Source organism: Cryobacterium sp. 10C3 (genome assembly GCF_034314285.1).
Classification (GTDB): Bacteria; Actinomycetota; Actinomycetes; order Actinomycetales; family Microbacteriaceae; genus Cryobacterium; species Cryobacterium glucosi.
On sequence record NZ_JAVIWF010000002.1, the window covers coordinates 2,323,699 to 2,346,047 of the forward strand.

At 70.6% G+C, this 22,349-nt stretch carries 18 protein-coding genes and 2 pseudogenes; 12 read left to right on the forward strand and 8 right to left on the reverse strand.

The features are described from left to right. The first annotated feature begins 51 nt into the window (after window positions 1–51). The gene (locus RGU41_RS12020; RefSeq protein WP_134558712.1) at window positions 52–429 is read left to right on the forward strand and encodes a YciI family protein; all 378 of its coding nucleotides are present in this window, start codon (window positions 52–54) and stop codon (window positions 427–429) included. After that, entirely contained in the window at window positions 426–1,745 is a 1,320-nt protein-coding gene (locus tag RGU41_RS12025; RefSeq protein ID WP_322136324.1) for an RNA polymerase sigma factor, read from the forward strand. Before RGU41_RS12020 ends, RGU41_RS12025 begins: the two co-directional genes overlap by 4 nt. Window positions 1,746–1,782: 37 nt before the next feature. Here RGU41_RS12025 and RGU41_RS12030 read toward each other — a convergent pair whose 3' ends face one another. From RGU41_RS12030 to RGU41_RS12045, 4 genes are all read right to left on the reverse strand, one after another. Further along, a complete protein-coding gene (locus RGU41_RS12030; protein WP_322136325.1) occupies window positions 1,783–2,922 on the reverse strand; it encodes a hybrid sensor histidine kinase/response regulator in 1,140 nt (379 codons plus the stop codon). After that, entirely contained in the window at window positions 2,805–4,172 is a 1,368-nt protein-coding gene (locus RGU41_RS12035) for a histidine kinase dimerization/phospho-acceptor domain-containing protein (RefSeq protein WP_322136326.1), read from the reverse strand. The genes RGU41_RS12030 and RGU41_RS12035 overlap by 118 nt, the downstream gene beginning before the upstream one ends. 490 nt (window positions 4,173–4,662) lie before the next feature. Further along, complete coding sequence (locus tag RGU41_RS12040; RefSeq protein ID WP_198413723.1) at window positions 4,663–6,063, reverse strand: M20/M25/M40 family metallo-hydrolase; 1,401 nt, start codon at window positions 6,061–6,063, stop codon at window positions 4,663–4,665. A 44-nt stretch (window positions 6,064–6,107) separates the two neighbouring features. Further along, a complete protein-coding gene (locus RGU41_RS12045) occupies window positions 6,108–6,869 on the reverse strand; it encodes a gamma-glutamyl-gamma-aminobutyrate hydrolase family protein (protein WP_134449817.1) in 762 nt (253 codons plus the stop codon). A 193-nt stretch (window positions 6,870–7,062) separates the two neighbouring features. On the opposite strand from RGU41_RS12045, the gene RGU41_RS12050 reads away from it, so the two are divergent. From RGU41_RS12050 to RGU41_RS20920, 8 genes and pseudogenes are all read left to right on the forward strand, one after another. Next, window positions 7,063–9,003, forward strand: a complete 1,941-nt coding sequence (locus RGU41_RS12050; protein ID WP_322136327.1) for a TPM domain-containing protein — start codon at window positions 7,063–7,065, stop codon at window positions 9,001–9,003. Next, window positions 8,973–9,179: a hypothetical protein gene (locus RGU41_RS12055; protein ID WP_322136328.1), complete on the forward strand. Its 207-nt coding sequence runs from the start codon at window positions 8,973–8,975 to the stop codon at window positions 9,177–9,179. Before RGU41_RS12050 ends, RGU41_RS12055 begins: the two co-directional genes overlap by 31 nt. Window positions 9,180–9,261: 82 nt before the next feature. Continuing rightward, window positions 9,262–9,993, forward strand: a complete 732-nt coding sequence (locus RGU41_RS12060; protein WP_134561924.1) for a PspA/IM30 family protein — start codon at window positions 9,262–9,264, stop codon at window positions 9,991–9,993. A 96-nt stretch (window positions 9,994–10,089) separates the two neighbouring features. Continuing rightward, entirely contained in the window at window positions 10,090–10,923 is an 834-nt protein-coding gene (locus tag RGU41_RS12065) for an arginase family protein (protein ID WP_134449814.1), read from the forward strand. 142 nt (window positions 10,924–11,065) lie between these two features. Next, complete coding sequence (locus RGU41_RS12070) at window positions 11,066–11,917, forward strand: crotonase/enoyl-CoA hydratase family protein (protein WP_277612980.1); 852 nt, start codon at window positions 11,066–11,068, stop codon at window positions 11,915–11,917. 31 nt (window positions 11,918–11,948) lie between these two features. Continuing rightward, a pseudogene (locus tag RGU41_RS12075) lies at window positions 11,949–13,393 on the forward strand (dihydrolipoyl dehydrogenase family protein). 114 nt (window positions 13,394–13,507) lie between these two features. Beyond that, window positions 13,508–14,485 (forward strand): ATP-binding cassette domain-containing protein, encoded by a 978-nt coding sequence (locus RGU41_RS12080; RefSeq protein ID WP_322136329.1) that lies wholly within the window; start codon window positions 13,508–13,510, stop codon window positions 14,483–14,485. 44 nt (window positions 14,486–14,529) lie between these two features. Then, window positions 14,530–15,152 (forward strand): annotated as a pseudogene (locus RGU41_RS20920) (ABC transporter permease); the annotation flags it as partial. Window positions 15,153–15,283: 131 nt separating this feature from the next. On the opposite strand, the gene RGU41_RS12090 reads toward RGU41_RS20920, so the two are convergent. Beyond that, window positions 15,284–18,256 carry a hypothetical protein gene (locus RGU41_RS12090; protein ID WP_322136331.1) on the reverse strand — a complete coding sequence of 991 codons (2,973 nt, stop codon included), beginning with the start codon at window positions 18,254–18,256 and terminating at the stop codon, window positions 15,284–15,286. Window positions 18,257–18,292: 36 nt separating this feature from the next. Between RGU41_RS12090 and RGU41_RS12095 the strand changes: the two genes are divergently transcribed. After that, the gene (locus RGU41_RS12095) at window positions 18,293–18,670 is read left to right on the forward strand and encodes a Fe-S oxidoreductase (protein ID WP_322136332.1); all 378 of its coding nucleotides are present in this window, start codon (window positions 18,293–18,295) and stop codon (window positions 18,668–18,670) included. Then, window positions 18,667–19,539 carry an SDR family NAD(P)-dependent oxidoreductase gene (locus RGU41_RS12100; RefSeq protein ID WP_134560645.1) on the forward strand — a complete coding sequence of 291 codons (873 nt, stop codon included), beginning with the start codon at window positions 18,667–18,669 and terminating at the stop codon, window positions 19,537–19,539. The genes RGU41_RS12095 and RGU41_RS12100 overlap by 4 nt, the downstream gene beginning before the upstream one ends. 37 nt (window positions 19,540–19,576) lie before the next feature. Here RGU41_RS12100 and RGU41_RS12105 read toward each other — a convergent pair whose 3' ends face one another. The 3 genes from RGU41_RS12105 to RGU41_RS12115 all read right to left on the reverse strand — a co-directional run bounded on the left by RGU41_RS12105 (window position 19,577) and on the right by RGU41_RS12115 (window position 22,305). Next, window positions 19,577–21,106 (reverse strand): catalase, encoded by a 1,530-nt coding sequence (locus RGU41_RS12105; protein ID WP_134449806.1) that lies wholly within the window; start codon window positions 21,104–21,106, stop codon window positions 19,577–19,579. Window positions 21,107–21,143: 37 nt separating this feature from the next. After that, window positions 21,144–21,656, reverse strand: a complete 513-nt coding sequence (locus RGU41_RS12110) for a Fur family transcriptional regulator (RefSeq protein ID WP_134449805.1) — start codon at window positions 21,654–21,656, stop codon at window positions 21,144–21,146. An 82-nt stretch (window positions 21,657–21,738) separates the two neighbouring features. After that, a complete protein-coding gene (locus RGU41_RS12115) occupies window positions 21,739–22,305 on the reverse strand; it encodes a MarR family winged helix-turn-helix transcriptional regulator (RefSeq protein ID WP_134449804.1) in 567 nt (188 codons plus the stop codon). Between the last annotated feature and the right edge of the window lie 44 nt (window positions 22,306–22,349).

A 22,349-nucleotide genomic window follows, 5' to 3' on the forward strand; every position in this document is an offset into this window, starting at 1 on the left:
GTGCTCGCTCGTCATTGTGGTGTCAGTATCACAACGACGAAGGGAAGTCTGATGCGTTACTCATTGCTCGTGATCAGCCAGGAAGCCGAAGACGCCAACATCAGCGACGAGATGATGGAATGGGGACGCGCGGCCTTCGATGCCTATGGGAAGTCGCTCGACGCCGCCGGGGTACTCATCTCGGCCGACATCCTGCAGCCCGTGTCCGCGTCGACGACCGTCACCGTGCGCGACAGCGCGCTCCGGGTGCAGGACGGCCCGTTCGCGGACACCAAGGAGCGCCTCAACGGCACCTTCGTGATCGAGGTGCCAGACCTCGATGCGGCAATCGCATGGGCCGAACAGTGCCCCGCCGCCCAGTACGGGGCTGTCGAGATCCGTCCGTCGGCAATCATCTTCCGGGACGGAGCATGGCGCGGCCAGGAATGACCGCAGCGGGCGCGCACGACGCAGCCGCCGCGGGCGCAGCCACGGACGCAGCCAGGGACACGGCCAGGGCGCGGGCGGAATCCGTCGCCCGGGAGTCCTACGGCCGGCTGCTCGCGCTGCTCGCGGCGCCGGGCGGCGACATCCCGTCCGCCGAAGATGCCCTTGCGGATGCCTTCCTCGAGGCGCTGACCCGGTGGCCGGCGGCCGGCATTCCCGGCAACCCCGAGGGGTGGCTGCTCACGGTGGCGCGCAATCGTCTCCGCGACCGCTGGAAGTCCACCGCCGTGCGCCGAACCGTGCCGCTCGACCCGACCGTGCTGTTCGGACTCTCTGGGTCGCTCGATCCGCCCGCACCGCTCTCGCTCGACGACGTCGACCCCGATGAGATCCCCGACAAGCGCCTTGAACTGCTTTTCGTCTGCGCGCACCCGGCGATTGATCCCGGCATTCGCACGCCCCTGATGCTGCAGACGGTGCTCGGTTTCGACGCGGCCCGGATCGCGGTGGCCTTCTCGCTGCCCGAATCCACGATGGCGCAGCGCCTCGTGCGGGCGAAGCGGCGGATTCGGGACGCGCGGATCCCCTTCACCGTGCCGGGGCTGAGCGAACTCTCCGGGCGGCTCCCCGCGGTGCTCGAGGCGATCTACGGCGCCTATGCGATCGACTGGCAGGGTGTTGCCGGGCCGAGTGTGCGTGAGTCGCTTGCGGCGGAGTCGCTGTACCTCGCGACCGTGCTCGCGGCCCTGCTTCCGCGCGAGCCCGAGGTGCTCGGCCTTGCCGCGCTGCTGTCGTTCTCGCTGTCCCGGGCACCGGCACGCGCCGCACCGGACGGATCAACGATCGCCCTCGACGACCAGGATCCGGCCAGGTGGGATCGCGAGCTGATCCGGCAGGGGGAAATGCTGCTCCGGCGGGCCCACGGTTTCGACCGGATCGGACGATTCCAGGTGGAAGCGGCCATCGAGTCGGTGCACTGCGACCGGGCTCGCTCGGGCGAGACCGACCGGCCGGCGCTTCTGGCCCTCTACGGCGCGCTCGTGCGGATCGCGCCCACGCTCGGCGCCCGGGTGGCGCTCGCGGCGACCGTCGGCGCGGTCGAGGGACCAGCGGCCGGACTGGCCGCTCTCGATTCCGTCGCCGTGCTGCCGGGCGCCGATCGTTTCCAACCGGCCTGGGCGACCCGCGCACACCTGCTCGCCCAGGCCGGCCGGGTGAGGGATGCCCGGGTCGCCTACCAACGGGCGATCGCGCTGTGCGCCGACGCCGGCATCCGTTCGCGCCTGCAGGAGCAGTGCGCGCTGCTCGGCACGGCCTGATCGGCACGGCCTGATCGGCACGGGCTGACGGCTCGGCTCAGGCCGATTCCGGCTCGGGCTCTGGCTCACGGACGGGGTGCATGAACGGTTCAAGGGCCGAGAGCGTGCGGTCCATCGCCGTGCCGAGCCGGGCGACCTGCCCCGCGGTGATCGGCTCCTGCCGCGTCGCCGCCGCCTCGATCTCGGCGCAGACGGCGGCGAGGGCGCTCGCGCCGACCGTCGCGCTGCTCCCGCGGAGGCGGTGCGCCAGCTCCACCACGTGCTCGTGGTCGAGGGCTTCGATCCCGGCGCTGATCGCGCGCAGCCTGCTCTCGCCCTGGCCGGCGAAGCTCCGGAGCAGCCAGCCCTTGGTTTCCGCGCCGACGTCGTCGAGATAGCCGAGGACTTCGTAGTCGATCACGGCATCGTCAGGACGGGAAGCGATGGGGGCTGCATCCGGGCAGTCGCCGAGAACGGTTCCCGCCCCCGTCACCGTTGCCAGCGTCTCCGCGAGTTCGGCCGGCCGGATCGGCTTGGTGAGGTAAAGGTCCATGCCCGCCTCGAGGCACGCCTGCCTCGCCTCCGTGGTCGCACTCGCGGTGAGAGCGATGATCACGGGCTGGCGGATGCTGTCACCGAGACCCCGGATCCGGCGCGCGGCCTCGAGGCCGTCCATGACGGGCATGTGCACGTCCATCAGCACGACGTCGTACGCGACGGCTCCGACGGCCTGCACGGCCTCGAGCCCGTCGCTCACGGTGTCGACGCGGTGGCCGCCGCGCGCGAGCATCAACTGAGCGACCTTCTGGTTGATGACGTTGTCCTCGGCGAGCAGGATGCGCAGCCCCGGGGTGGGGGGAATCGGCGAGGATCGACCGGGCAGAGTGGACGGGTCTGCCGACCCGGACCCCGGGCGTTCCCGCCCGGCACTCTCGTGGGTCGCGGCGTCATCCCGGCGTCGGCGCTCGGGGCGACCGCTGCTCAGCCAGTCGACGCCGGTCGCCGCTCGCCGCTCCGGGCGAGCGGCGAGCGGCCAGGCGATGGTGAATGCGAAGGTGGAGCCGACCCCGACGGTACTCGTCACCTCGATCCGGCCCCCCATGATCTCGACCAGGGCCTGACTGATCGCCAACCCCAGACCCGAACCGCCATACACCCGCGTCGTGGACGCATCCACCTGACTGAACGACTGGAACAACCGCGGCATCCGATCCTCAGGAATCCCGATCCCGGTATCCGACACCAGGAACCTGAGCGCCACCACCCCGGACTCCCCGGAACGACCAGCCCGGCCGGCTCGATCCGCACCATGATCGTGCCCGACTCCGTGAACTTCACCGCATTACCCACCAGGTTCACCAGAACCTGCCGCAACCGCGTCACGTCCCCGCTCACCCACGACGGACACCCATCCGCGAAATCACACAACAACGTCAAACCCTTTTTATCAGCCGCGACCGCCAACAAACCGACCGAATCCTCCACCGCCGAAATCAGATCGAACGGACGATCCTCCAACTCCAGGCCACCCGACTCGATCTTCGAAAAATCCAGGATGTCATTGATCAGATCCAGCAACAGGTCCCCGCTGCGCCGCACCGTCTCCACATAATCGCGCTGCACCGCGTCCAACCGGGTATCCAGCAACAACCCCGTCATCCCGATCACCGCATTCATCGGCGTCCGAATCTCATGACTCATCGTCGCCAGAAACGCCGACTTCGCCGTCGTCGCCGCCAACGCCGCATCCCGCGCCAACCCCAGACTCACATTCAACTCCACCTGCCGCACCCGCAACCGATCAGCATCCCGCACCGCGAACAACAGGCGCAGGGCACCAGCCATCACGGTCACGACGGCGGTGACGATCGAGAAGTACGACAGGGAGGTGAATTGATTCACCAGGGCAACCGCAAGGGCGCCGAGAGTGAATATCGAGGGAATCGCCAGTACGAACGCCGAATCCGACCCGACCGGCCTCGGGGTGCTCCGGGACCGCCAGGCCGCGGCCACGAGGAGCAGGGCGGCGAGCGGCCAGAGCGCGTTGACCGGCGCTCCCGGCAGATCGAGCCCGGGAAGGCCGGTCGCCTGGATGAGGTTGCCCAGGGCCATCAACGAGAATGAAGCTGTGCACAGCGCCCAGATCTGACTCGGACGCCGGCCGAGGGCGGCGGCCGTGCCGACAAGGATGGCGACGAGCACGAGCGGGGCGACCGCGTAGACGAGGGAGATCAGGCTGTCGACGGTGATCTCGTCGGCGGCGCGATAGAAGAGCGCAGACGCGATCGACAGCAGACCCAGGCTTGCAATCACACCGTCGAGCCACACGGAGGCCGTTGACGGCGGCAGCCGCTTCCGCACCAGCAGGACCAGCCCGGCGAAGGCGAGCCCGAAGAAGGCTGCGTCGAGTGCGAAGGCCGAACGCATCCAGCACGCCGGCGGCGTCATGGTCCGTTGCGGCCGCCGCCGTGCCGGCCGCGTCCGACAGCGCGACGGCGTACAGTGCGCCGGCAAGCGCTCCCCAGGCGGGGCGCTCGATCGGGCGCAGGACCACTCGAGCTCCGACCAGGGTCGCGGCTCCGAGTTCGAGCGCGATGTAGAACCAGCCGTCGAGCCACCCGGGGCGGCCGGGGCCGGTCACGAGGAACGTCGACGCGGCGTATGCGACGGTCCCGATGAGAATCGCCATGAACGAGACCCGGATCGATCCCGGCGCGTCGGGCAGGAGAGAAGCGACGCTGGCGGACCCGCGCTGTGCCACCTGAATCGACCTCTCGTCCGGGTCGTCGCCCCGGCGGCCGCCCGTGCATGCACTGGCCATCCTCAGCGCAGGTCCGGAGCAGGTGACGACGGACGTCAACTGCTACTTACAGTGCAGCATTGCATGCAATTTATCAACTGCGAGCGGCTCGACCCCGGGACTCCCCGCGTGAAGCGATCAGCCGTGCAGGTCCCGCACGACGGCGTCGAGGGCGTTCACCGTGAGTGAGACGGACTCGACGTCGATCCGCTCGTCGTTGCCGTGGAAGAGCTGGCGGAACATTCCGTAGTCCCAGCGCCGGCTGAGCAGGGCGAAACCGTACGCGGGGATGCCGCGGCGGCGGTAGAACCGGGCGTCTGAGCCGCCGACGCTCAGCATCGGCAGCAGGTCGGCGTTCGGGTATGCCCGGCGAGCGGCCGCACCGAGGGCGTCGTAGAGCGGTGTGTCGATCGGAGAGCGGGTCGCGGCTTCGAACCCCTCGCCCTCGATCGTCACGTCGGCCATGAGCTCGCCGAGCGCCTCGCGGAGGTAGGCGTCGACATCCGCCGCCGCGATGCCGGGCAGCACCCGGATGTCGAGGGTCACCGTCGCGAGGGCGGGAATGACATTGTCCTTGTCACCGGCCCGCACGACGTTCGGCGAAACGGTCGTGTGGGTCGAGGCGTGCGCGAAGCCGGCGAGGGTGCCGAGTTCGTGCAGGGCGTCGATGATGCGCACGGGGTCGAGGAGCCGGGCGGCGAGCGCCGGGTCGAGGTCGAGCGCAGCGACGTAGCGGCGCCAGTCCGGGGTGATCTGCACGGGCGCGTGGTACCGGGAGAGCCGGTACACCGCATCCGCTGCGATGATGGCGGCGTTGCGGGCACCCCAGGGCGCCGAACCGTGCCCGGGGGTGCCGTGCACGACGAGGCGACGGCCGGCGAGGCCCTTCTCGCCGATCGTCGTGGAGATGGAGGGGGTGGGGCCGACGGGCACGCCGCCGGACTCGGTGAGGACGAAGTCGGCGTCGATCAGGTCGAGGCGGTTCTCGGTGAGCCACTCGACGCCCAGGCCGCTGCCGGCCTCCTCGTCGGCGACGGCCGCGAACACGAGGTCGCCCCGGGGTCGGAATGAACCGGTCGCGATGGCACGTGTGACGGCGGCGTAGCTCGCGGTGAGGCAGAGCATGTCGAGAGCGCCTCTGCCCCAGATCTCGCCGTCGACGATCTCCGCCGCGAACGGGTCGCGGCTCCAGCCGGCCTCGTGCACGGGGACGACATCGAGGTGGCCGACGAGGGCGAGGGAGGGCGCGCCGGGGTCCGTTCCGTGGATGCGGGTGATCAGGGAGGCCCGGCCCGGGTGCGGTTCGACGACCTCGAGGTCGAGGCCGGAGCCGGCGAAGAAGCCCTCGAGGGTGCGCACACTGCGGATCTCGCCGCCGGAGTCTGCTGTGCCGTCGTTGACGCAGGCGTTGCGGATCAGGTCGCGCAGCAGGTCGACAGTGGCGCGGGTGAGCGCGTCGTCGGGGTGCGTGCTGCCCGGAATGATGCTGCCGGGAAGGGTGTCGTCTGCGATGGTGCGGTCCTTTCGACAGGTGCCCACACTCTACCCGAGCGGATGCCGGGCTCGGGTCGGCTCAGCTCAGCTCAGGCCGCGATACGACCGGCCGCTTCGATGGCCGCGAGCTGGCGCTCGAGGCTCTTCAGCAGCAGCGGGAGCTGGTCGGCGGGAGCGTCGGGGGCCTCAGGGTGCCACTGCACGCCGGTGATCGGCGCGAACTCGTGCTCGACGGCCTCGATGAGCCCGTCGGGGGCCACCGCTGCGGCGAGGAGGCCGGTGCCGAGGCGGTCGACGCTCTGGTGGTGCGCGCTCTGCACGGCGGCGAACGCGCCGCCGAGGCTGTCGGCGAGTACGGTACCCTCGAGCAGTTCGACGGTGTGTTCGCGGAGGATCCGGTCGATCGGCACGTCGACGTTGCGGTGGATGCCTTCGTCGATGTGCTGCACGATGCTGCCGCCGAGGGCGACGTTGATGATCTGGAGGCCGCGGCAGATGCCGAGCAGCGGGGTGCCGTGCTCGAGGGCGCGGCGCACGAGCGCAAGCTGGCCGTCGTCGGCGACCGGGAAATGCAGGGTTTCTTCCGGGTAACCGGAGACGCCGCCGTAGAAACGGGGAGTGATGTCTTCCCCGCCGAGGATGACGATCGCGTCGGCATCCGCTGTCGCGGTGAGCAGGGTGGCGATGGTCATGTCGGCCGCGGCGAGGCGGGTGACGGCCCAGCCGCCCTGTTCGGCTGCGGCCACGACGGTTCCGTTGAGGACCTGGACCTTGGCGTGGTACGCGGGGCGGTCCGGGCGGCTTCCGGTGACCTCGACGACCGCGAGGCGCGGGGCGGTGGTCTCGGCCATGCTGCCCTCCAGGCTGTTTCATCGTGTGCGGTGTTCCCAGTGTGGGCACTGCCGGCTCCGGACGCGAACGGGGCCGTCACAGTCCGCAACAGAAGGTTCGTAGACGGGCGGGTCTGGCCGTTCTATGCTCGCGGCAGGAGGGCACCGGGCACCCGCCCTCGCCTGCCATTCCCGCGCCGAAGGAGGCGAGTCCATGCGGTCACGACGCCTGCTGCTTCTGGGGGTCGTCCTCGCGGTCGTGGGCCTCGGGGCAGGGCCGGGGACTCCGGCATCCGCCGAGGATCCCCCGAGCTTCGGGTCGAGCCACGTGGTCGACAGGGTCGGCGCCCTCGGCTCCCGCACCGCGGAGGTGACCGCCGCCCTCGACCGGCTCTACGCGGAGACCCGCACCGACCTCTTCGTCGCCTACGTCGACAGCTTCACCGGAGTCTCCGACCGCCAGCAGTGGGCAGACCAGACCGCCGACGAGAACGGGCTCGGCACCAACGACGTGCTGCTCGCCGTCGCAACAAGCGACCGCCAGTACCAGCTCTCGGTCGCGCAGAATTCGAGCCTGACGGATGCGCAACTTCTGGAGGTCGAAACCGTCGCGATCGAACCGGCCCTGCGCGTGAACGACTGGGCCGGGGCGGCGATCGGCGCCGCGAACGGCTTCGCGGCGACGATCGGCGGCCAGCCGGTTCCAGCGCCCTCGCTCACCCCCGGTACCGCGAATCCCGGAGGAGGGGCCTCCGGGGGCGGCCTCCTCACGGTGATCCTCGTGGCGCTCGTCGTTTTCATCGCGATCGTCGCGGGGACGATCGTGTTCTTCGCTCGCAGACGGCGGGGCGCGGCGGTGGCTGCAGCCGGTGCAGCCGGTGCAGCCGGTGCAGCGCCTCCCGTCGGAACCGGGCAGCCCGCCGCCCTCTCCACCGAAGAGCTCTCCCGGCGGGCGGCGACCGCCCTCGTCCAGACCGATGACGCCGTGACGTCGAGCGAGCAGGAGCTCGGCTTCGCCCTCGCCCAGTACGGTCAGGAGGCCACGGAGGCGTTCCGCACGGCCCTCGACTCCGCGAAGGCCGCGCTCCGGGCCGCGTTCACCCTCCAGCAGAAGCTCGACGACGCCGTCCCCGACACCGAGGAGCAGCGCAGGGACTGGTTCCTCGCCATCCTCGACGGCTGCGAGCAGGCCAACACGACCCTCGACGACCAGGCGGCGGACTTCGCCGCGCTGCGCCAGCTGGAGAAGAACGCTCCGGCCGCCGCGGCATCCGCTACCCACGATACCGACGCCGCCGAGACCAGGATCGCGCCCGCCGCCGCCCGTATCGCCGAACTCGCCGGCCGGTATACCGCGGCCGCACTCGGGACCGTCGCCGACAATGCCGACCAGGCCAGGGAGCGCATCGCCTTCGCACGCACAGCACTGTCGGAGGCCGGCAAACGGATCGAGAGCGACCCGCCGGGAGCAGCCGTCGGGATCCGTGCGGCGGAGGAATCGGTCGACCAGGCCGGGCTGCTGCTCGATGCCGTCGACCGGCTCGGAACCGACCTCTCCGCGGCGGCGGACCGGGTCTCGGCCACACTCGCGGAGTTGCAGGGGGATCTCGCCGCGGCCCGCGCGCTGCCCGCCACCCCTGCCGGCGTCATCGCCGACACCGAACGCGCCGTCGCCGAGGTCTCCGCCCGGCTCGGCGCCGGACCGATCAACCCGCTCGAACTGCTCGGCCGGCTCGAGGCGACCAACGCGCGCATGGATGCCGCGCTGCAGGGGTGCGGGACGCAGCCGCCCAGGCGCAGCGCACCGAGGCCGCACTCGACCAGGCCCTGCTCTCCGCGCACGGCCAGGTCTCGGCGGCGGAGGACTTCATCACGGCCAGGCGCGGCGCCGTCGGTGCCGAGGCGCGCACCCGGCTCGCCGAAGCCGGACGTCTGCTCGCCCAGGCCGACGGCACCCGCGCGACCGACCCGGGCTCCGCATTCACCGCCGCGCAGCGCTCCGGCTCGCTCGCCGCGGAGTCGATCACCCTGGCACGAGCGGATGTCGACGGTTTCGCGGGCGGGCCCGGCCTCGGTACCGGCCTCGGGCAGGGCGGAGGTCAGGGCGGCGGCACCGGGTCCGGCATGCTCGGCGCCGTCCTCGGCGGGATCCTGATCAACTCGGTTCTCTCCGGTAACCGCGGTGGCGGTCTCTTCGGCGGCGGCACATTCGGCGGCGGCGGCCCCTTCGGTGGTTCGCGCGGCCGGGGCGGTGGCGGCGGGTTCGGCCTGCCGGGCGGCTTCGGCGGTGCGGGCACCCGGTCCCGCCGCGGCGGGGGCGGGAGGTTCTGACTCACTTCACCCCATACAGCGGAAGCACACAGACACGCGCCACACTGGACCCGCCCGCAGAATCACTCGAAAGGACACTGTCATGACCAAGCAATCCATCTTCGGCCGCATCGCACAACTGGCCAAGGCGAACATCAACTCCCTGATCGACTCGGCAGAAGACCCGAAACTCATGCTCGACCAGATGGTGCGCGACTACAGCAACAGCATTTCGGATGCCGAGGGTGCCATCGCGGAGACGATCGGCAACCTGCGCCTCCTCGAGGACGACCACCGGGAGGACGTCGAGGCCGCGGCGGAGTGGGGCGGGAAGGCACTCGCCGCGAGCCGCAAGGCCGACGAGCTGCGCGCAGCGGGCAACACCGTGGACGCCGACAAATTCGACAACCTCGCCAAGGTCGCGCTCGGCCGCCAGTTGCAGTCCGAGAAGGAGGCGAAGGCCGCCGAGCCGCAGATCGCCTCGCAGACCACCGTCGTCGAACAGCTCAAGACCGGTCTCAACGCGATGAAGGAGAAGCTCGGCCAGCTGTCCGCCAAGCGGGACGAGCTCATCGCCCGGTCGAAGACAGCCGCGGCGCAGACCAAGGTCATGGACGCCGTCAAGAGCATCGACATCATGGATCCCACGAGCGAGGTCAGCAGGTTCGAGGACAAGATCCGCCGCGAGGAGGCCAAGGTGCGCGGGGCGAACGAGCTCGCCGCGTCGAGCCTCGACGCCCAGTTCGAAAGCCTCGAAGACCTCGGCGAACTGACCGAGGTCGACGCCCGCCTGGCGGCGCTCAAGTCCTCCGGCGCGAGCGAGATCGAGAAGTAGCCCACGGCGCTAAACCGCCGAGAGGGCACACTTTTGAGTTCGGAGAACGTGCGCGGTGCCCTCGCGCGCGACAACCCGCGAGGCGCATACTGGAGTATGGCTCCCTCCTTCGTTGTCGTGCCGCAATGGCAGGGTTCGGTTTCTCCGCGCGCAATGCGCCTCAGCGATGGTGCGGAGGCGATCCGGGGTGATCTCCCGTCCTCCGCGACCGTCGAAGTCCCGGTTCCGGTCGAGGCCGGCGACGCGCAGGACACCGGCATCGACCGGTTCTCGAGCCTCGTCATGGTGCGCGAGCGCCTCACCCGTGCGCTGCGCGACTGCGTCACCCCCGTCCTCACGATCGGCGGCGAGTGCGGCGTCTCGCTCGCGGCCGTCGGCCACGCCTCGGCGCGGCATCCGGGCGGCCTTGCCGTGGTCTGGCTCGACGCCCACCCCGACCTGCACACCCCCGATTCATCGCCCTCCGCAGCTTTCGGCGGCATGGTGCTCCGGGCGATCGCCGGCGAGGGTGTCGACGGGCTCGTGCTCGGCGCGGACGAACGGGTGCCGTTCGACCGGATCGTGATCGCGGGAGCCCGCGACATCGACCCGGCCGAAGCCGAGCTCATCGGTGCGGCGGGCATCCGCTGCCTGTCGATCGAGGAGCTCGAGACGCCGGACGGCATTCTCGCCGCGGTCCGCGCGACGGGGGCGACCGCGTTCTACATCCACCTCGACCTCGACGTGCTCGACCCCTCCGTGCTGACCGGGCTCTCGAACCTCCTGCCCTTCGGACTGAGCGTCGAGACCCTCGGCCGCACGATCACCGCGCTCAGGGCCGAGTTCGAGCTCGCCGGTGCCACGATCGCGGGCTTCGCGCCCGCCTCCCCCGAGGCCGCGAACGACGACCTGCCGAGCATCCTCCGGATCATCGGCGCCCTCACCCGCTGACCCGCGCACCGCAACGTCGGAGATTTTCGCCACACGCCGTGAATCCGGGCAGCGGATGCCGCGGGTCGCGCAAAACTCCGACGTTGCATTGTCCTGCACCGCGGACAACGCCCCGAAACCCACCAGCACCAGGAAGGCATCCGTGAGCGAGCAGCGCAGCACCGAACAGAGCCGAACAGAGCACGACCCCGGCGGGCAGGACCGCGCCCACCAGGAACTCCGGGTGCTGACCGAGCGGCGCGGGCACGTGCTCCTGATCGGGCTGAACCGACCGGAGAAGCGCAACGCCGCCGACCTGCTGATGCTGCAGCAGCTGTCCCTTGCCTACGGCGAGCTCGATCGCGACCCCGGGCTCAGGGTCGGCCTCGTCTACGCCGTCGGCGAGCACTTCACGGCCGGCCTCGACCTCGCCGACATCGGCCCGCGCCTCGGCCCGGACGGCATCGACATGGTGCCGGACGGCGGGGTCAACCCCTGGCAGGTCGACGGCCGAGCGGTCTCGAAGCCGGTGGTGATGGCCGTGCAGGGCACCTGCCTCACACTCGGGATCGAGCTCATGCTCGCGAGCGAGATCTCGGTCGCTGCCGCCTCGACGCGGTTCGGGCAGATCGAGGTGGCCCGCGGCATCCTGCCGTTCGGCGGAGCCACGATCCGGTTCCCCCGCGCGGTCGGCTGGGGCAATGCGATGCGCTGGATCCTCACCGGTGACATGTTCGATGCCGCGGAGGCCCTGCGGATCGGGCTCGTGCAGGAGGTCGTCCCCGACGGCACCGAGTTCGACCGGGCGCTCGAGCTCGCCGGGCGGATCGCCGCCCAGGCCCCGCTCGCGGTGCAGGCGACCCTCGCGAGTGCGCGAGACGCCGTGCGACTCGGCGATGCCGTCGCGGAGGCCGGGCTGCAGCCGACCCTCGGCGTGCTCGCCGCGAGCGAGGATGCCCGGATCGGCATGGAAGCATTCCGCACCAGAACCGCCGCGGAATTCGTGGGGCGCTGAACCACGTGACTCATCGACGACAGGAGACACCATGAACGACCAGACCACGACCTACGACGTCATTGTGATCGGCGGCGGCGCCGTCGGAGAGAATGTCGCAGACCGCACCGTTCAGGGCGGGCTGAGCACGATCATCGTCGAAAGCGAACTCGTCGGGGGCGAGTGCTCGTACTGGGCGTGCATGCCGTCCAAGGCCCTGCTGCGGAGCGGAGCGGCACTCTCCGTCGCACGCCGGGTCGGCGGAGCCGCCGAGGCCGCGACCGGTGAGCTCGACGTCGCCGCCGTGCTGCGTCGCCGGGACTCGTTCACGAGCCACTGGGCGGACGACGGCCAGGTCGGCTGGCTCGACTCCGCGGGAATCGCCCTCGTCCGCGGGCATGCCCGCCTCAGCGGCGTGCGCGAGGTGACCGTCACCGGCACGGACGGAACGACGACTGTGCTCACGGCCCGGCACGCCGTCGTGGTGAGCACCGGGTCCTCCGCCGTGCTGCCCGACATCCCAGGGATCGGCACCGTCGACCCCTGGACCAGCCGCGAGGCCACGAGCGTCCAGCACATCCCGGAGAGCCTCGCCATCATCGGCGGCGGTGTCACCGCGGCCGAAATGGCCACGGCGTACACGTCGCTCGGCGCCCGGGTCACGCTCATCGTGCGCCATTCCCTCCTCGGCAAGGAAGAACCGTTCGCCGGCGAACTCGTCATCGAGGCCCTGCGCGCGGCGGGAGCGACGGTTCTGACCGGCGAGGCTCCCGTTCTCGCGATGCGCTCTGCCGACGGCGACGTCGTACTCACCCTCGCGAGCGGTGGAACCGTCACCGCGACAGAGGTCCTCGTCGCGACGGGTCGCGCACCGCGCACCGACGACCTCGGGCTCGCGTCCGTCGGGCTTCCCGACGGCGGCTGGCTGACCGTAGACGACACCCTGCTCGTTCAGGGCGACGCGGCGGACCTCGCCGGCGACTGGCTGTACGCGACCGGCGATGTCACGCATCGGGCCCTCCTCACCCACCAGGGCAAGTACCAGGCGAGGGCGGCGGGCGACGTGATCGTCGCCCGCGCCTCCGGCCGGGCCGTCGACGACTCCCCTGGGGCACCCACGTCGCCACCGCAGACAACTCCGCCGTCCCCCAGGTCACCTTCACCGATCCCGAGGTCGCCTCGGTCGGGCTCAGCCAGGCGGCGGCAGAGAAGGCCGGCCTCCGGATCCGGGTGCTCGACTATCCGATCGGAAGCGTCGCCGGAGCGAGCCTGCAGGCCGATGGCTACACCGGCATGGCCAGGGCCATCGTCGACCTCGACCGGGAAGTGCTCATCGGCGTCACGTTCGTGGGCCAGGACGTCGCGGAACTCCTGCACGCGGCGACCATCGCCGTCGTCGGCGAGGTACCGATGAGCCGGCTCTGGCACGCGGTCCCGGCCTACCCCACGATGAGCGAAGTCTGGCTGCGCCTGCTGGAGGCATACGGCAGGCCGTAGCGCGGCATCCGCTGCCCGCAGCCGGCGCTGACGGCGGCTGACAGCCGCTGACAGCGCACGGCAGCGGGGCGACAGCGGGGGAATTGTCTACTGGTGTCCTACCCAGGAGGCACCATGACCGCAGCAATCGAAGCCCGCGGGCTCACCAAACGATTCGGCACGACCCAGGCACTCGCCGGAATCGACCTCACCGTCGAACCCGGCCGGGTGCTCGGCGTCCTCGGCCCCAACGGCGCGGGCAAGACCACCGCCGTGCGCATTCTCGCGACCCTGCTGAAGCCCGACGCCGGCACCGTCACGGTCGCCGGCTTCGACGTCGTCACCCACCCCGTCGACGTGCGCCGCCGGATCGGCCTGACCGGCCAGTACGCGAGCGTCGACGAGGACCTGCGCGGCGTCGAGAACCTCGTGATGATCGGGCGCCTCCTCGGGCTGTCCCGCTCCGATGCGAAGGCCCGCGCCGCCGAGCTCCTCGAGGAATTCGAGCTGACCGACGCCGGTGGCCGCCTCGCCAAGACCTATTCCGGCGGCATGCGCCGCCGCCTCGACCTCGCGGCCTCGCTCATCGGCCGTCCGAGCGTCGTCTTCCTCGACGAACCGACCACGGGCCTCGACCCCGCCAAGCGCGACGACGTCTGGGAGATGATCCGCACCCTCGTGCGCCAGGGCACGACCGTGCTGCTGACGACGCAGTACCTCGAAGAAGCGGATGCCCTCGCGAACGAGATCACCGTCATCGACCACGGTCTCGTCATCGCCCACGACACCCCGGAGGGCCTGAAGCGCCAGGTCGGCGGGCAGACCCTCGAGGTGCGGCCGGCCGACGACCGGGACCTGGACCGCGTCACCGCCCTGCTCGCCTCCGTCGGCACCCGCGCCCCCGAGTTTCCAGCCCCGAGCCTCGTCTCGGTCCCCGTCGCCGGCGCGGATGCCCTCACCGCGACCGTCGCCCGGCTGCACGCCGAGAACATCGCCGTCACCGAGCTCTCGCTGCGGCTCCCGAGCCTCGACGAGGTCTTCTACTCCCTGACCGGTCACACGCCGGCAGTACCCTCGGCGCCCGGCCTCGTCACGGAAGGAGCCGCATCATGATCGTCCGCGACTCGCTGATCCTCGCCCAGCGCACCGTCACCAAGATGGTGCGGAACCCCGAGCAGTTCCTCGACGTCTCGGTGCAGCCGATCGTGATGACGGTGATCTTCGTGTTCATCTTCGGCGGCGCGATCGCCGGGACGAGCGAGGACTACCTCCAGTTCGCGCTTCCCGGCATCATCGTGCAGACGATCATGACCACGGCGATGACCATCGGCGTCAACCTCAACTCCGACCTGAAGAACGGGGTGTTCGACCGGTTCCGGTCCCTGCCGATCGCCCGGTCCGCACCCTCATGGGCGCCGTGACCGGCGACGTGGTGCGGCACAGCATCGCGATCGGCGTCACCCTCGCCTTCGGCGCGGCGATCGGCTTCCGCTTCCTGACCCCGTGGTACTCGGTTGTGACGGCCATCGTGCTCATGATCGTGTTCGCGATGAGCCTGTGCTGGACATCCGTGTTCATCGGCATGCTCGCCCGCAGCTCGGGCGCCGTGCAGGGCTTGTCGTTCCTGATCGTCTTTCCGCTCACCTTCGGCTCCTCGGCGTTCGTGCCCGCGGCGACCATGCCCGGCTGGCTCCAGGGCTGGGTCGCGATCAACCCGGTCACCCACGTCACAGACGCGATGCGCGGCCTCCTGGTCGGCAACTCGATCATGACCCCGGGCACAAGCGTCGGCGGCGAAGTCCTCTGGGTGCTGCTCTCCTGCGTCGTCCTCGTCGGCGTCTTCTTCCCCTGGCGATGCGCGCATACCGCACGAAGCTCTAACGCGATTCCCTCCCGCGCGCGGGGGCGGGATCAGCCGGCCGGGTCGATCAGGGCGCGAAGGGTCGCGAGGGCGTGCGGGCGCGAGGAGGGCGCCGGCGTCGCCCGGTCGATGCCCTGGGCGGCGGCGGCCTGTTCGATCGCGATCGCTCTCGGTTCGAGGCGGTCGTATGCCCCGATGATCGCAGACGAGAGGTCGAGCGCCCGCACGGCCTCCTCGACCTGCCCGCGGGCGAGCGCGAGGCCGCCGAGACTCAGTGCGACCTGGCCGATCACGGGGTGGTCGAGGCTCGCGATCGCGGCGCCGGCGGCCACTCGAATGGCCCGCTCCGCGGCATCCCCGTCGCCCTGAAGCAGCTCGAGCTCCGCGCGGCGCACCCCGATCATGGCGACGAGCTGGGCGGGCATGTTCGGCCAGCCGGACGCGAGGTCCTCGATCCTGGCGAGCCGGGCGCTCGCGGCTCCCGTGTCGCGGTCGTTCAGGTCGAGCACGAGTGCGGTGGCCTCGGCCTGGATCACGGTGAAGATATTGCCGGACTCCGCAGCCCCGGCGAGGAGTTCATCCGCGCGCTCCCGCGCCGCCGCGAGCCTGCCCTGCCGCAGCATGATCGACACGGCGAGCGCCTGCTGCTGGGCGAGGTCCCAGCTCGAGGTGATGCGGCTCATGTTCGCGGTCGACGCGTCCGTCACGTCGAGCGCCTCGTCCAGGCGCCCCTGCAGGCTGAACCACTCCGCGCGCATCTGCTGCGCGAGGGCGAGGCCCCAAAGGTCGCCGATCGCCTCGAACGCGCGCACGGCCTGGGCGGATGCCTCGCCGAGCTCGGCGATGTCGCCGCGGTTCTGCGCCGTGGCGGCCCGGATCACGTGCAGCATGGCCGCGGGCCAGGGATCAAGGCCGAGTTCCTCGCCGCTCGGGATCCGCACCCGCAGCATCCAGCCCTCCTCGCCGAACGAGGTCCGGAACGCGGACAGGAGCGGGAAGGCGAGCTGCATCAGTTCGCCGCCCCTCCCCGGCGGGTCCTGCGCCCACGCGTCGAACGCACGCCGTGCGGCCTCGGCGAGCGCCTCGGGGACGAGTGCCGAGTCACGAGCGGCATCGGGATTGGCCTCCTCTGCGGAGAAGGCCCGGACGACCGGCGTGAACAGCACAATGGCGCGTGCTTCATCGCTGTCGACCTCTGCGGCCAGTTCGCTCACCGCGCCGAGCCAGACGCCGAGCTCGTCCCTCCGCTCCCGGATCCCCCAGTACCACACGCAGGCGAGCGCGACCCGGACCGCGGGCTCGGCGAGACGCGCGCTCGTTGTGTACCGGAGCGCCGCAGTCACATTGTCGTCTTCGGCGTCGAACCACGCGATCGCCTCGCGGATCCGCGGCCCGCGCATCAGCGCATCGGCGGCCTCCGCCCGCACCGCGATGTATCCGGCCTGCGCCGCGCGCTCGGCCGCGAGGGTCCCGGCCTCCGCGAGCCGTTCGATGCCGTATTCGCGGATGGTCTCGAGCAGCCGGTAGCGTCCGCGTTCGCGGTGCAGCAGCGACTTGTCCACGAGGCTCTCGAAGACGGATGCCCCGACGAGCCCGGCCGTGGCGGCGACGTCGGCCGCATCCCGGGTGTCGATCCCGGCGGGGAACACCGCGAGCCGGCCGAGCGCCGTGCGTTCGTCCGCCGAGAGCAGGCTCCAGCTCCAGTCGATCAGGGCGCGGAGGGTCTGGTGCCGCGGCAGTGCCGTGCGGTACCCGCCGGTGAGGAGGGTGAAGCGATTGTCGAGGCCGTCGAGGACCTCGTCGAGGGTCATCGTGCGGAGCTTCGCCGCGGCAAGCTCGAGGGCGAGCGGCAGCCCGTCGAGGCGCGCGCAGATCCGGGCGGCGCCGGCCAGTTCCCCGGTAGCGAGGCCGGCGCCCCGCGCGGCGAGGGCCCGCTGGCCGAACAGCTCGAGAGCGGCGAACTCGCGCAGGCGCTCCGGCGACCCCGACGTGTCCGGAGTGTCGATGGCTGCCTCGAGCTCTGACTCGCTCGGGTGCGGCAACGACCCGACGGTAACGAAGGACTCGCCGGGGATTCCGAGCGGCTCGCGACTCGTAGCGAGAATCGTCAGTGCGGGCAGGACGCCGAGCAGGCTCTCCGCGAGCCGCGCGGCCGCGTCGATGACGTGCTCGCAATTGTCGAGCACGAGCACGACCGCGCGCCCGAGAAGCGCCTCGACGACCCGTTCGAGGCTGCCGACGGGCTCGACGGGCGCGTCCGAGGTGCGCAGTTCGCGCCCGGTGGCCGCGAGCACCGCGGCGAGCACCTCGCCCGGACCCACCGGGGCGAGCTCGACGAGCACGGCACCACGGATGCCCGCTGCCGTTTCGAGCGCGAGGCGCGTCTTCCCGATTCCCCCGGTTCCGACGATCGTGACCAGCCGGGACACGGCGAGCTGCTCCTCGATCGCCGCGAGTTCACGCTCCCGGCCGACGAGGCGGGTGAGGGACACCGGGATGCCGCGGGCCGCGGAGGGTGCGCAGCCATCCGGGGCTGCGCTATCCAGGGCTGTGAGTTCGAGTGCCCTGGCCCGGTCGCGGGCGAGGTCGCGGAGGAACCAGTCGAAGTCCGGGGACGGGATCCAGGGTTCGCCAGCCCAGAGCGCGAGGGCCGCGAGCGCGGCGCGTCGGGCATCCGCCGGCAAGGCAGTCCCCGCCGCGGCAACCGCCTCGGCCACGAGGTCTTCGAAACGGAGTGCGTCGACATCGGACCTGGCGAGCAGGAGACGGTAGCCGCCGACCGTCGACTCGATCACTCCGGGAGGGAGCTGGGCCCGGAGCCGGGAGACGATGGACTGGAGGGCGGCCCGCTGGTTCTCGGGCGCATCGCGGGACCAGACGTCCTCGGAGATCGCCCGGTAGCTCACCGCCGTTCCCGCGTCGACGGCAAGCCGGAACAGCACGGCGAGCTGCATCGACCCCGTCACGGGAACCTGCCGTCCGTCGTGCTCGACACTCAGTCCGCCCAGCAGTCGAATTCGCACGGGGTTAACTCTAAGTGCCGGTCAGGCGGCATACGCTTGAGTGATGCTCCGGATCCTTTTCGATTCCCCCTCAGCAGGGCCGGGTATCTCTATGCGACGGCCGTCGGGCTGGTCTGGGGAGGGCTCCTCAGCACCGGGCGCGTCGAGCGGCGCGGCGGCCTGATCGTCTTCCGTGGCCTGCCGAACTGGGCCTTCGGCCGCGGCGGGTCCTGCGTCGGCGGCTGCTACCTCACCCGGGACAACGTCTCCGACGCGATCCTCGAACACGAGGCCGTGCACAAACGGCAGTGGCAGCGCTACGGCATGCTGTTCCCGCTGTTCTACCGCGCGGCCGGCAGCAACCCGCTCACCAACCGTTTTGAAATCGAGGCCGGCCTGGAAAAGGGCGGCTACCTGACCAAGAGGAAGTCATGACCGACACGTCCGAAGCATCCGCACCGTCCGCTCGCACCATCATCATCACCGGGGGCAGCGACGGCATCGGCGCGGCCGCGGCCCGCGCGCTGAGCCGCACCGGCGCATCCGTCGTCATCGTGGGACGCTCGGCGGCCAAGACCGCCGCCGTCGCAGCACCGCTCGGCGCCGACTCGTTCACCGCCGACTTCGCCAGCCTCGACGAGGTGCGCGCTCTCGCCGCGACCCTCCTCGAGCGCTACCCGCGCATCGACGTGCTCGCCAACAACGCCGGCGGCATCATGGGCAAGCGGGTCCTCACCGTCGACGGCCACGAGAAGACCTTCCAGGTCAACCACCTCGCGCCGTTCCTGCTCACGACGCTCCTCACCGACCGGCTGCTGGAGAGCCACGCCCGGGTGATCAACACCGCGAGCGTGGCGAACAGCGTCTACGCCCGGTTCGACATCGACGACCTCGATGCGAGCGCGAAGTATTCACCCAACCGGGCTTACGGCAACGCCAAGCTCGCCAACATCCTCTTCACCCGCGAGCTGCACCACCGCTACCACGAGCAGGGCCTCACGACTGCGGCGTTCCACCCCGGCGTCGTCGCGACGAGTTTCTCGTCGAACTCGACGAGCGTGATGCGCTTCATCTACCAGACCCCGCTCAAGCGGATGCTGATCACACCGGAGCAGGGCGCAGACACCCTGGTCTGGCTCGCCACGGCTCCCCTGGACGAATGGATCTCCGGCGAGTACTACGACAAGCGCCTGGTCGCGAAGGCGAACAAGCTCGCCTACGACCCGGCGCTCGCCGCAGCCCTCTGGGAGCGCAGCGGGGCGATGGTGGCTGCGACCGCCCAGGCCGCACCCACCCTCGAATAGCCGCTACGGCGTCCGCCCGCTTACTCCGAGTGCCGCGTTACTCCGAGTACTGGGCGGATGCCTCTGCGAGCATGTCCGCCTCTGCCCACGTCGCGAGGTTCGCGCGCAGTGCAGCGCCGAGCGTGGCGTCGACGCTCGTCCAGTACCAGATCGCGCGTTCGGTGACCTCAGGGCGCTGCACGCCGCTGATCGCACCCGTGATGGTGTCGAGGAAGCGGGCCTTGGCCGCGTCGTCGAACACGTCGCGATAGAGCGTCCCGGCCTGGCCGAAGTCGCTGTCCTCGCTGCGCAGCACGGCGGCGGCACGGAGCAGCTCGCCGTCGTTCTCCCAGCTGCCCTCGCCCGCGAGCAGCGGGTCGGCCACCGGGCCGCCGAGCGAGTTCGGCGCGTAGTTCGGGGCCTCTGGAGCGTTGAAGTGGTGCCTGCCGGCGCCGTCCTGCGAGTAGTTGTTCACCGGGGCTGCGTGCGGGGCGTTGACGGGCAGCTCAGCGTAGTTCGTGCCGACCCGGTATCGCGCGGCATCCGGGTAGGAGAAGATGCGCGCCATCAGCATCTTGTCGGGGCTCGCCGCGATGCCGGGCACGAAGTTGGCCGGCGAGAACGCGGCCTGCTCGATTTCGGCGAAGAAGTTCTGCGGGTTGCGGTTGAGCGTGTGCACACCGACCTCGATGAGCGGGTAGTCGGCGTGCGGCCAGACCTTGGTCAGGTCGAAGGGGTTGAACCGGTAGGTCTTGGCGTCCTCGTACGGCATGATCTGCACCGAGACGGTCCAGGACGGGAAGTTGCCTGCCTCGATCGCGTCGTGCAGGTCGCGGCGGTAGTAGTCGGCGTCTGCGCCGGCGATGAGCTCGGCCTCAGAGCCCTCCATCTCGACGTTGCCCTGGTTGGAGGCGAAGTGATACTTGACCCAGAAGCGCTCGCCGGCGGCATTGATCCACTGGTAGGTGTGCGAGCCGAAGCCGGGCATCTCGCGCCAGGAGCGCGGCAGGCCGCGGTCGCCCATCAGGTAGGTGACCTGGTGCGCGGACTCCGGCGAGAGGGTCCAGAAGTCCCACTGCATCGTGGCATCGCGCAGGCCGGAGCCGGGCAGCCGCTTCTGGGAGTGGATGAAGTCGGGGAACTTGATGCCGTCGCGGATGAAGAACACCGGGGTGTTGTTGCCGACGATGTCGTAGTTGCCCTCCGTCGTGTAGAACTTGACCGAGAAGCCGCGCACGTCGCGCCAGGTGTCCGGACTGCCCTGCTCGCCGGCGACACTCGAGAATCGCTGCAGCGTCTCGGTGCTCGTGCCCGGCTGGAAGACCGCGGCGCGGGTGTACGCGGACACGTCGCCGGTGACCTCGAACACGCCGTGCGCTCCGCCGCCCTTGGCGTGCACGATCCGCTCCGGGATGCGCTCGCGGTTGAACTGCGCGAGCTTTTCGACCAGATAGCGGTCGTGCAGGGCCGCGACGCCGTCCGTCCCGACGGTGAGGGAATGCTCGTCGCTCGCGACGGGGGTTCCGGTCTGGGTGGTGGTCGGCTTGATCGGCCCGGTGTTCGACTCGCTGTTGGACTCGGTGGTCATGCTGCTCCTTTGTTCGACTACATGTGCACTGCGTAGGTCAGGGATGAGTGGGTGGATGGCCGGCCGGGAGATGGGGCTCTGCGCCCGCGGCCTGGCAGTCGGGGCAGAGCCCCCAGTAGGTGACCTCCGCGGCGTGCACGGCGAAACCGGCCGCGTCGCTCGGCTCGAGGCAGGGCGCCTCGCCGACGGCGCAGTCCACGTCCTGCACGGCGGCGCAGCGCGAGCAGATCACGTGGTGGTGGTTGTCGCCGACCCGGCGCTCGTAGAGCGCAGGAGACCCGGACGGTTCGATCCTGCGGGTGAGACCCGCCGAGGTGAAGGCCGCGAGCACGCCGTAGACCGCCTGCAGCGACGTTCCGGGCAACTCGGTCCGCACCACGGCGAAGAGCCGCTCGGCACTCGCGTGCGGGGAATCGTCGAGGGCCCGCAGCACGGCGAGGCGCGGCGCGGTGACCTTGAGTCCCGATCGGCGGATGCTGTCACCGAGCTGCCCTGGCTCGCCCGGCCGTGAGAATCCCGGGTTTTTGCTCGGCGTCCCGGTCGTCGTCATGCCCTCACGCTAACAGTTGTTTTGATTTCCTCAAAACAATTCACCGAATGTTCAGGAACGCCGGATGTTCAGGAAGCGGGGGTCAGGAGCGGGGAGCGGTGTCGCCGTCACCATCGGCGCCGCCGGCGAGGGCGCCGCGGTAGACGTCGAGCACCCGCGACAGGAAGGCCGCGATGACCTCGCGCTCCTCCGCCGGGAGGTCGCGGGTGACAGTGGCGACTCCCCCGATCACCGGCATGAGCGCTCCGACGGCCTTCTCCACCGATTTCGCTGCGGGCAGGACGACGACCTTCCGCCGGTCCGAGGTGTGCGCCTCGCGCCGGGCATGACCGAGTGCGACGAGCCGGTCGACCACAAGGGTGGTCGCTGCCGTCGAGATGTCGAGCCGCCGGGAGAGTTCGCTCGGCGTGAGCGAACCGGCCGTGATCAAGTGTTCCATTGCGGACAGGTCGGTCGGATTCACCGCGAGGGCCTGTCCGACCTGGCGCTCGAACGCCCGGGACAGCACCACGAATTCCCGCAGCTGGGTGCCGATCTCGCCGGAATAGGGCAGGCCGATGTCGTTGTCGCCGACAAGGGGTTGGACGGCGCCGGTCGGCGCACCGCTTGGTGCACCAGCCGGGAGCGGGGACTTGCGAGGCTCTGCCATGACCGCCATACTAGTCCTGACATTGCTAGGATGCTTAGCAATCA

Coding starts and splice junctions, on each gene's coding strand:
- RGU41_RS12035 (WP_322136326.1), bottom strand. CDS start 4,172: ATGACGCCGCCGGCGTGCTGGATGCGTTCGGCCTTCGCACTCGACGCA.
- RGU41_RS12050 (WP_322136327.1), top strand. CDS start 7,063: ATGCGGTCACGACGCCTGCTGCTTCTGGGGGTCGTCCTCGCGGTCGTG.
- RGU41_RS12100 (WP_134560645.1), top strand. CDS start 18,667: ATGACCGACACGTCCGAAGCATCCGCACCGTCCGCTCGCACCATCATC.
- RGU41_RS12065 (WP_134449814.1), top strand. CDS start 10,090: ATGGCTCCCTCCTTCGTTGTCGTGCCGCAATGGCAGGGTTCGGTTTCT.
- RGU41_RS12055 (WP_322136328.1), top strand. CDS start 8,973: ATGCTCGGCGCCGTCCTCGGCGGGATCCTGATCAACTCGGTTCTCTCC.
- RGU41_RS12020 (WP_134558712.1), top strand. CDS start 52: ATGCGTTACTCATTGCTCGTGATCAGCCAGGAAGCCGAAGACGCCAAC.
- RGU41_RS12045 (WP_134449817.1), bottom strand. CDS start 6,869: ATGGCCGAGACCACCGCCCCGCGCCTCGCGGTCGTCGAGGTCACCGGA.
- RGU41_RS12115 (WP_134449804.1), bottom strand. CDS start 22,305: ATGGCAGAGCCTCGCAAGTCCCCGCTCCCGGCTGGTGCACCAAGCGGT.
- RGU41_RS12110 (WP_134449805.1), bottom strand. CDS start 21,656: ATGACGACGACCGGGACGCCGAGCAAAAACCCGGGATTCTCACGGCCG.
- RGU41_RS12060 (WP_134561924.1), top strand. CDS start 9,262: ATGACCAAGCAATCCATCTTCGGCCGCATCGCACAACTGGCCAAGGCG.
- RGU41_RS12080 (WP_322136329.1), top strand. CDS start 13,508: ATGACCGCAGCAATCGAAGCCCGCGGGCTCACCAAACGATTCGGCACG.
- RGU41_RS12105 (WP_134449806.1), bottom strand. CDS start 21,106: ATGACCACCGAGTCCAACAGCGAGTCGAACACCGGGCCGATCAAGCCG.
- RGU41_RS12025 (WP_322136324.1), top strand. CDS start 426: ATGACCGCAGCGGGCGCGCACGACGCAGCCGCCGCGGGCGCAGCCACG.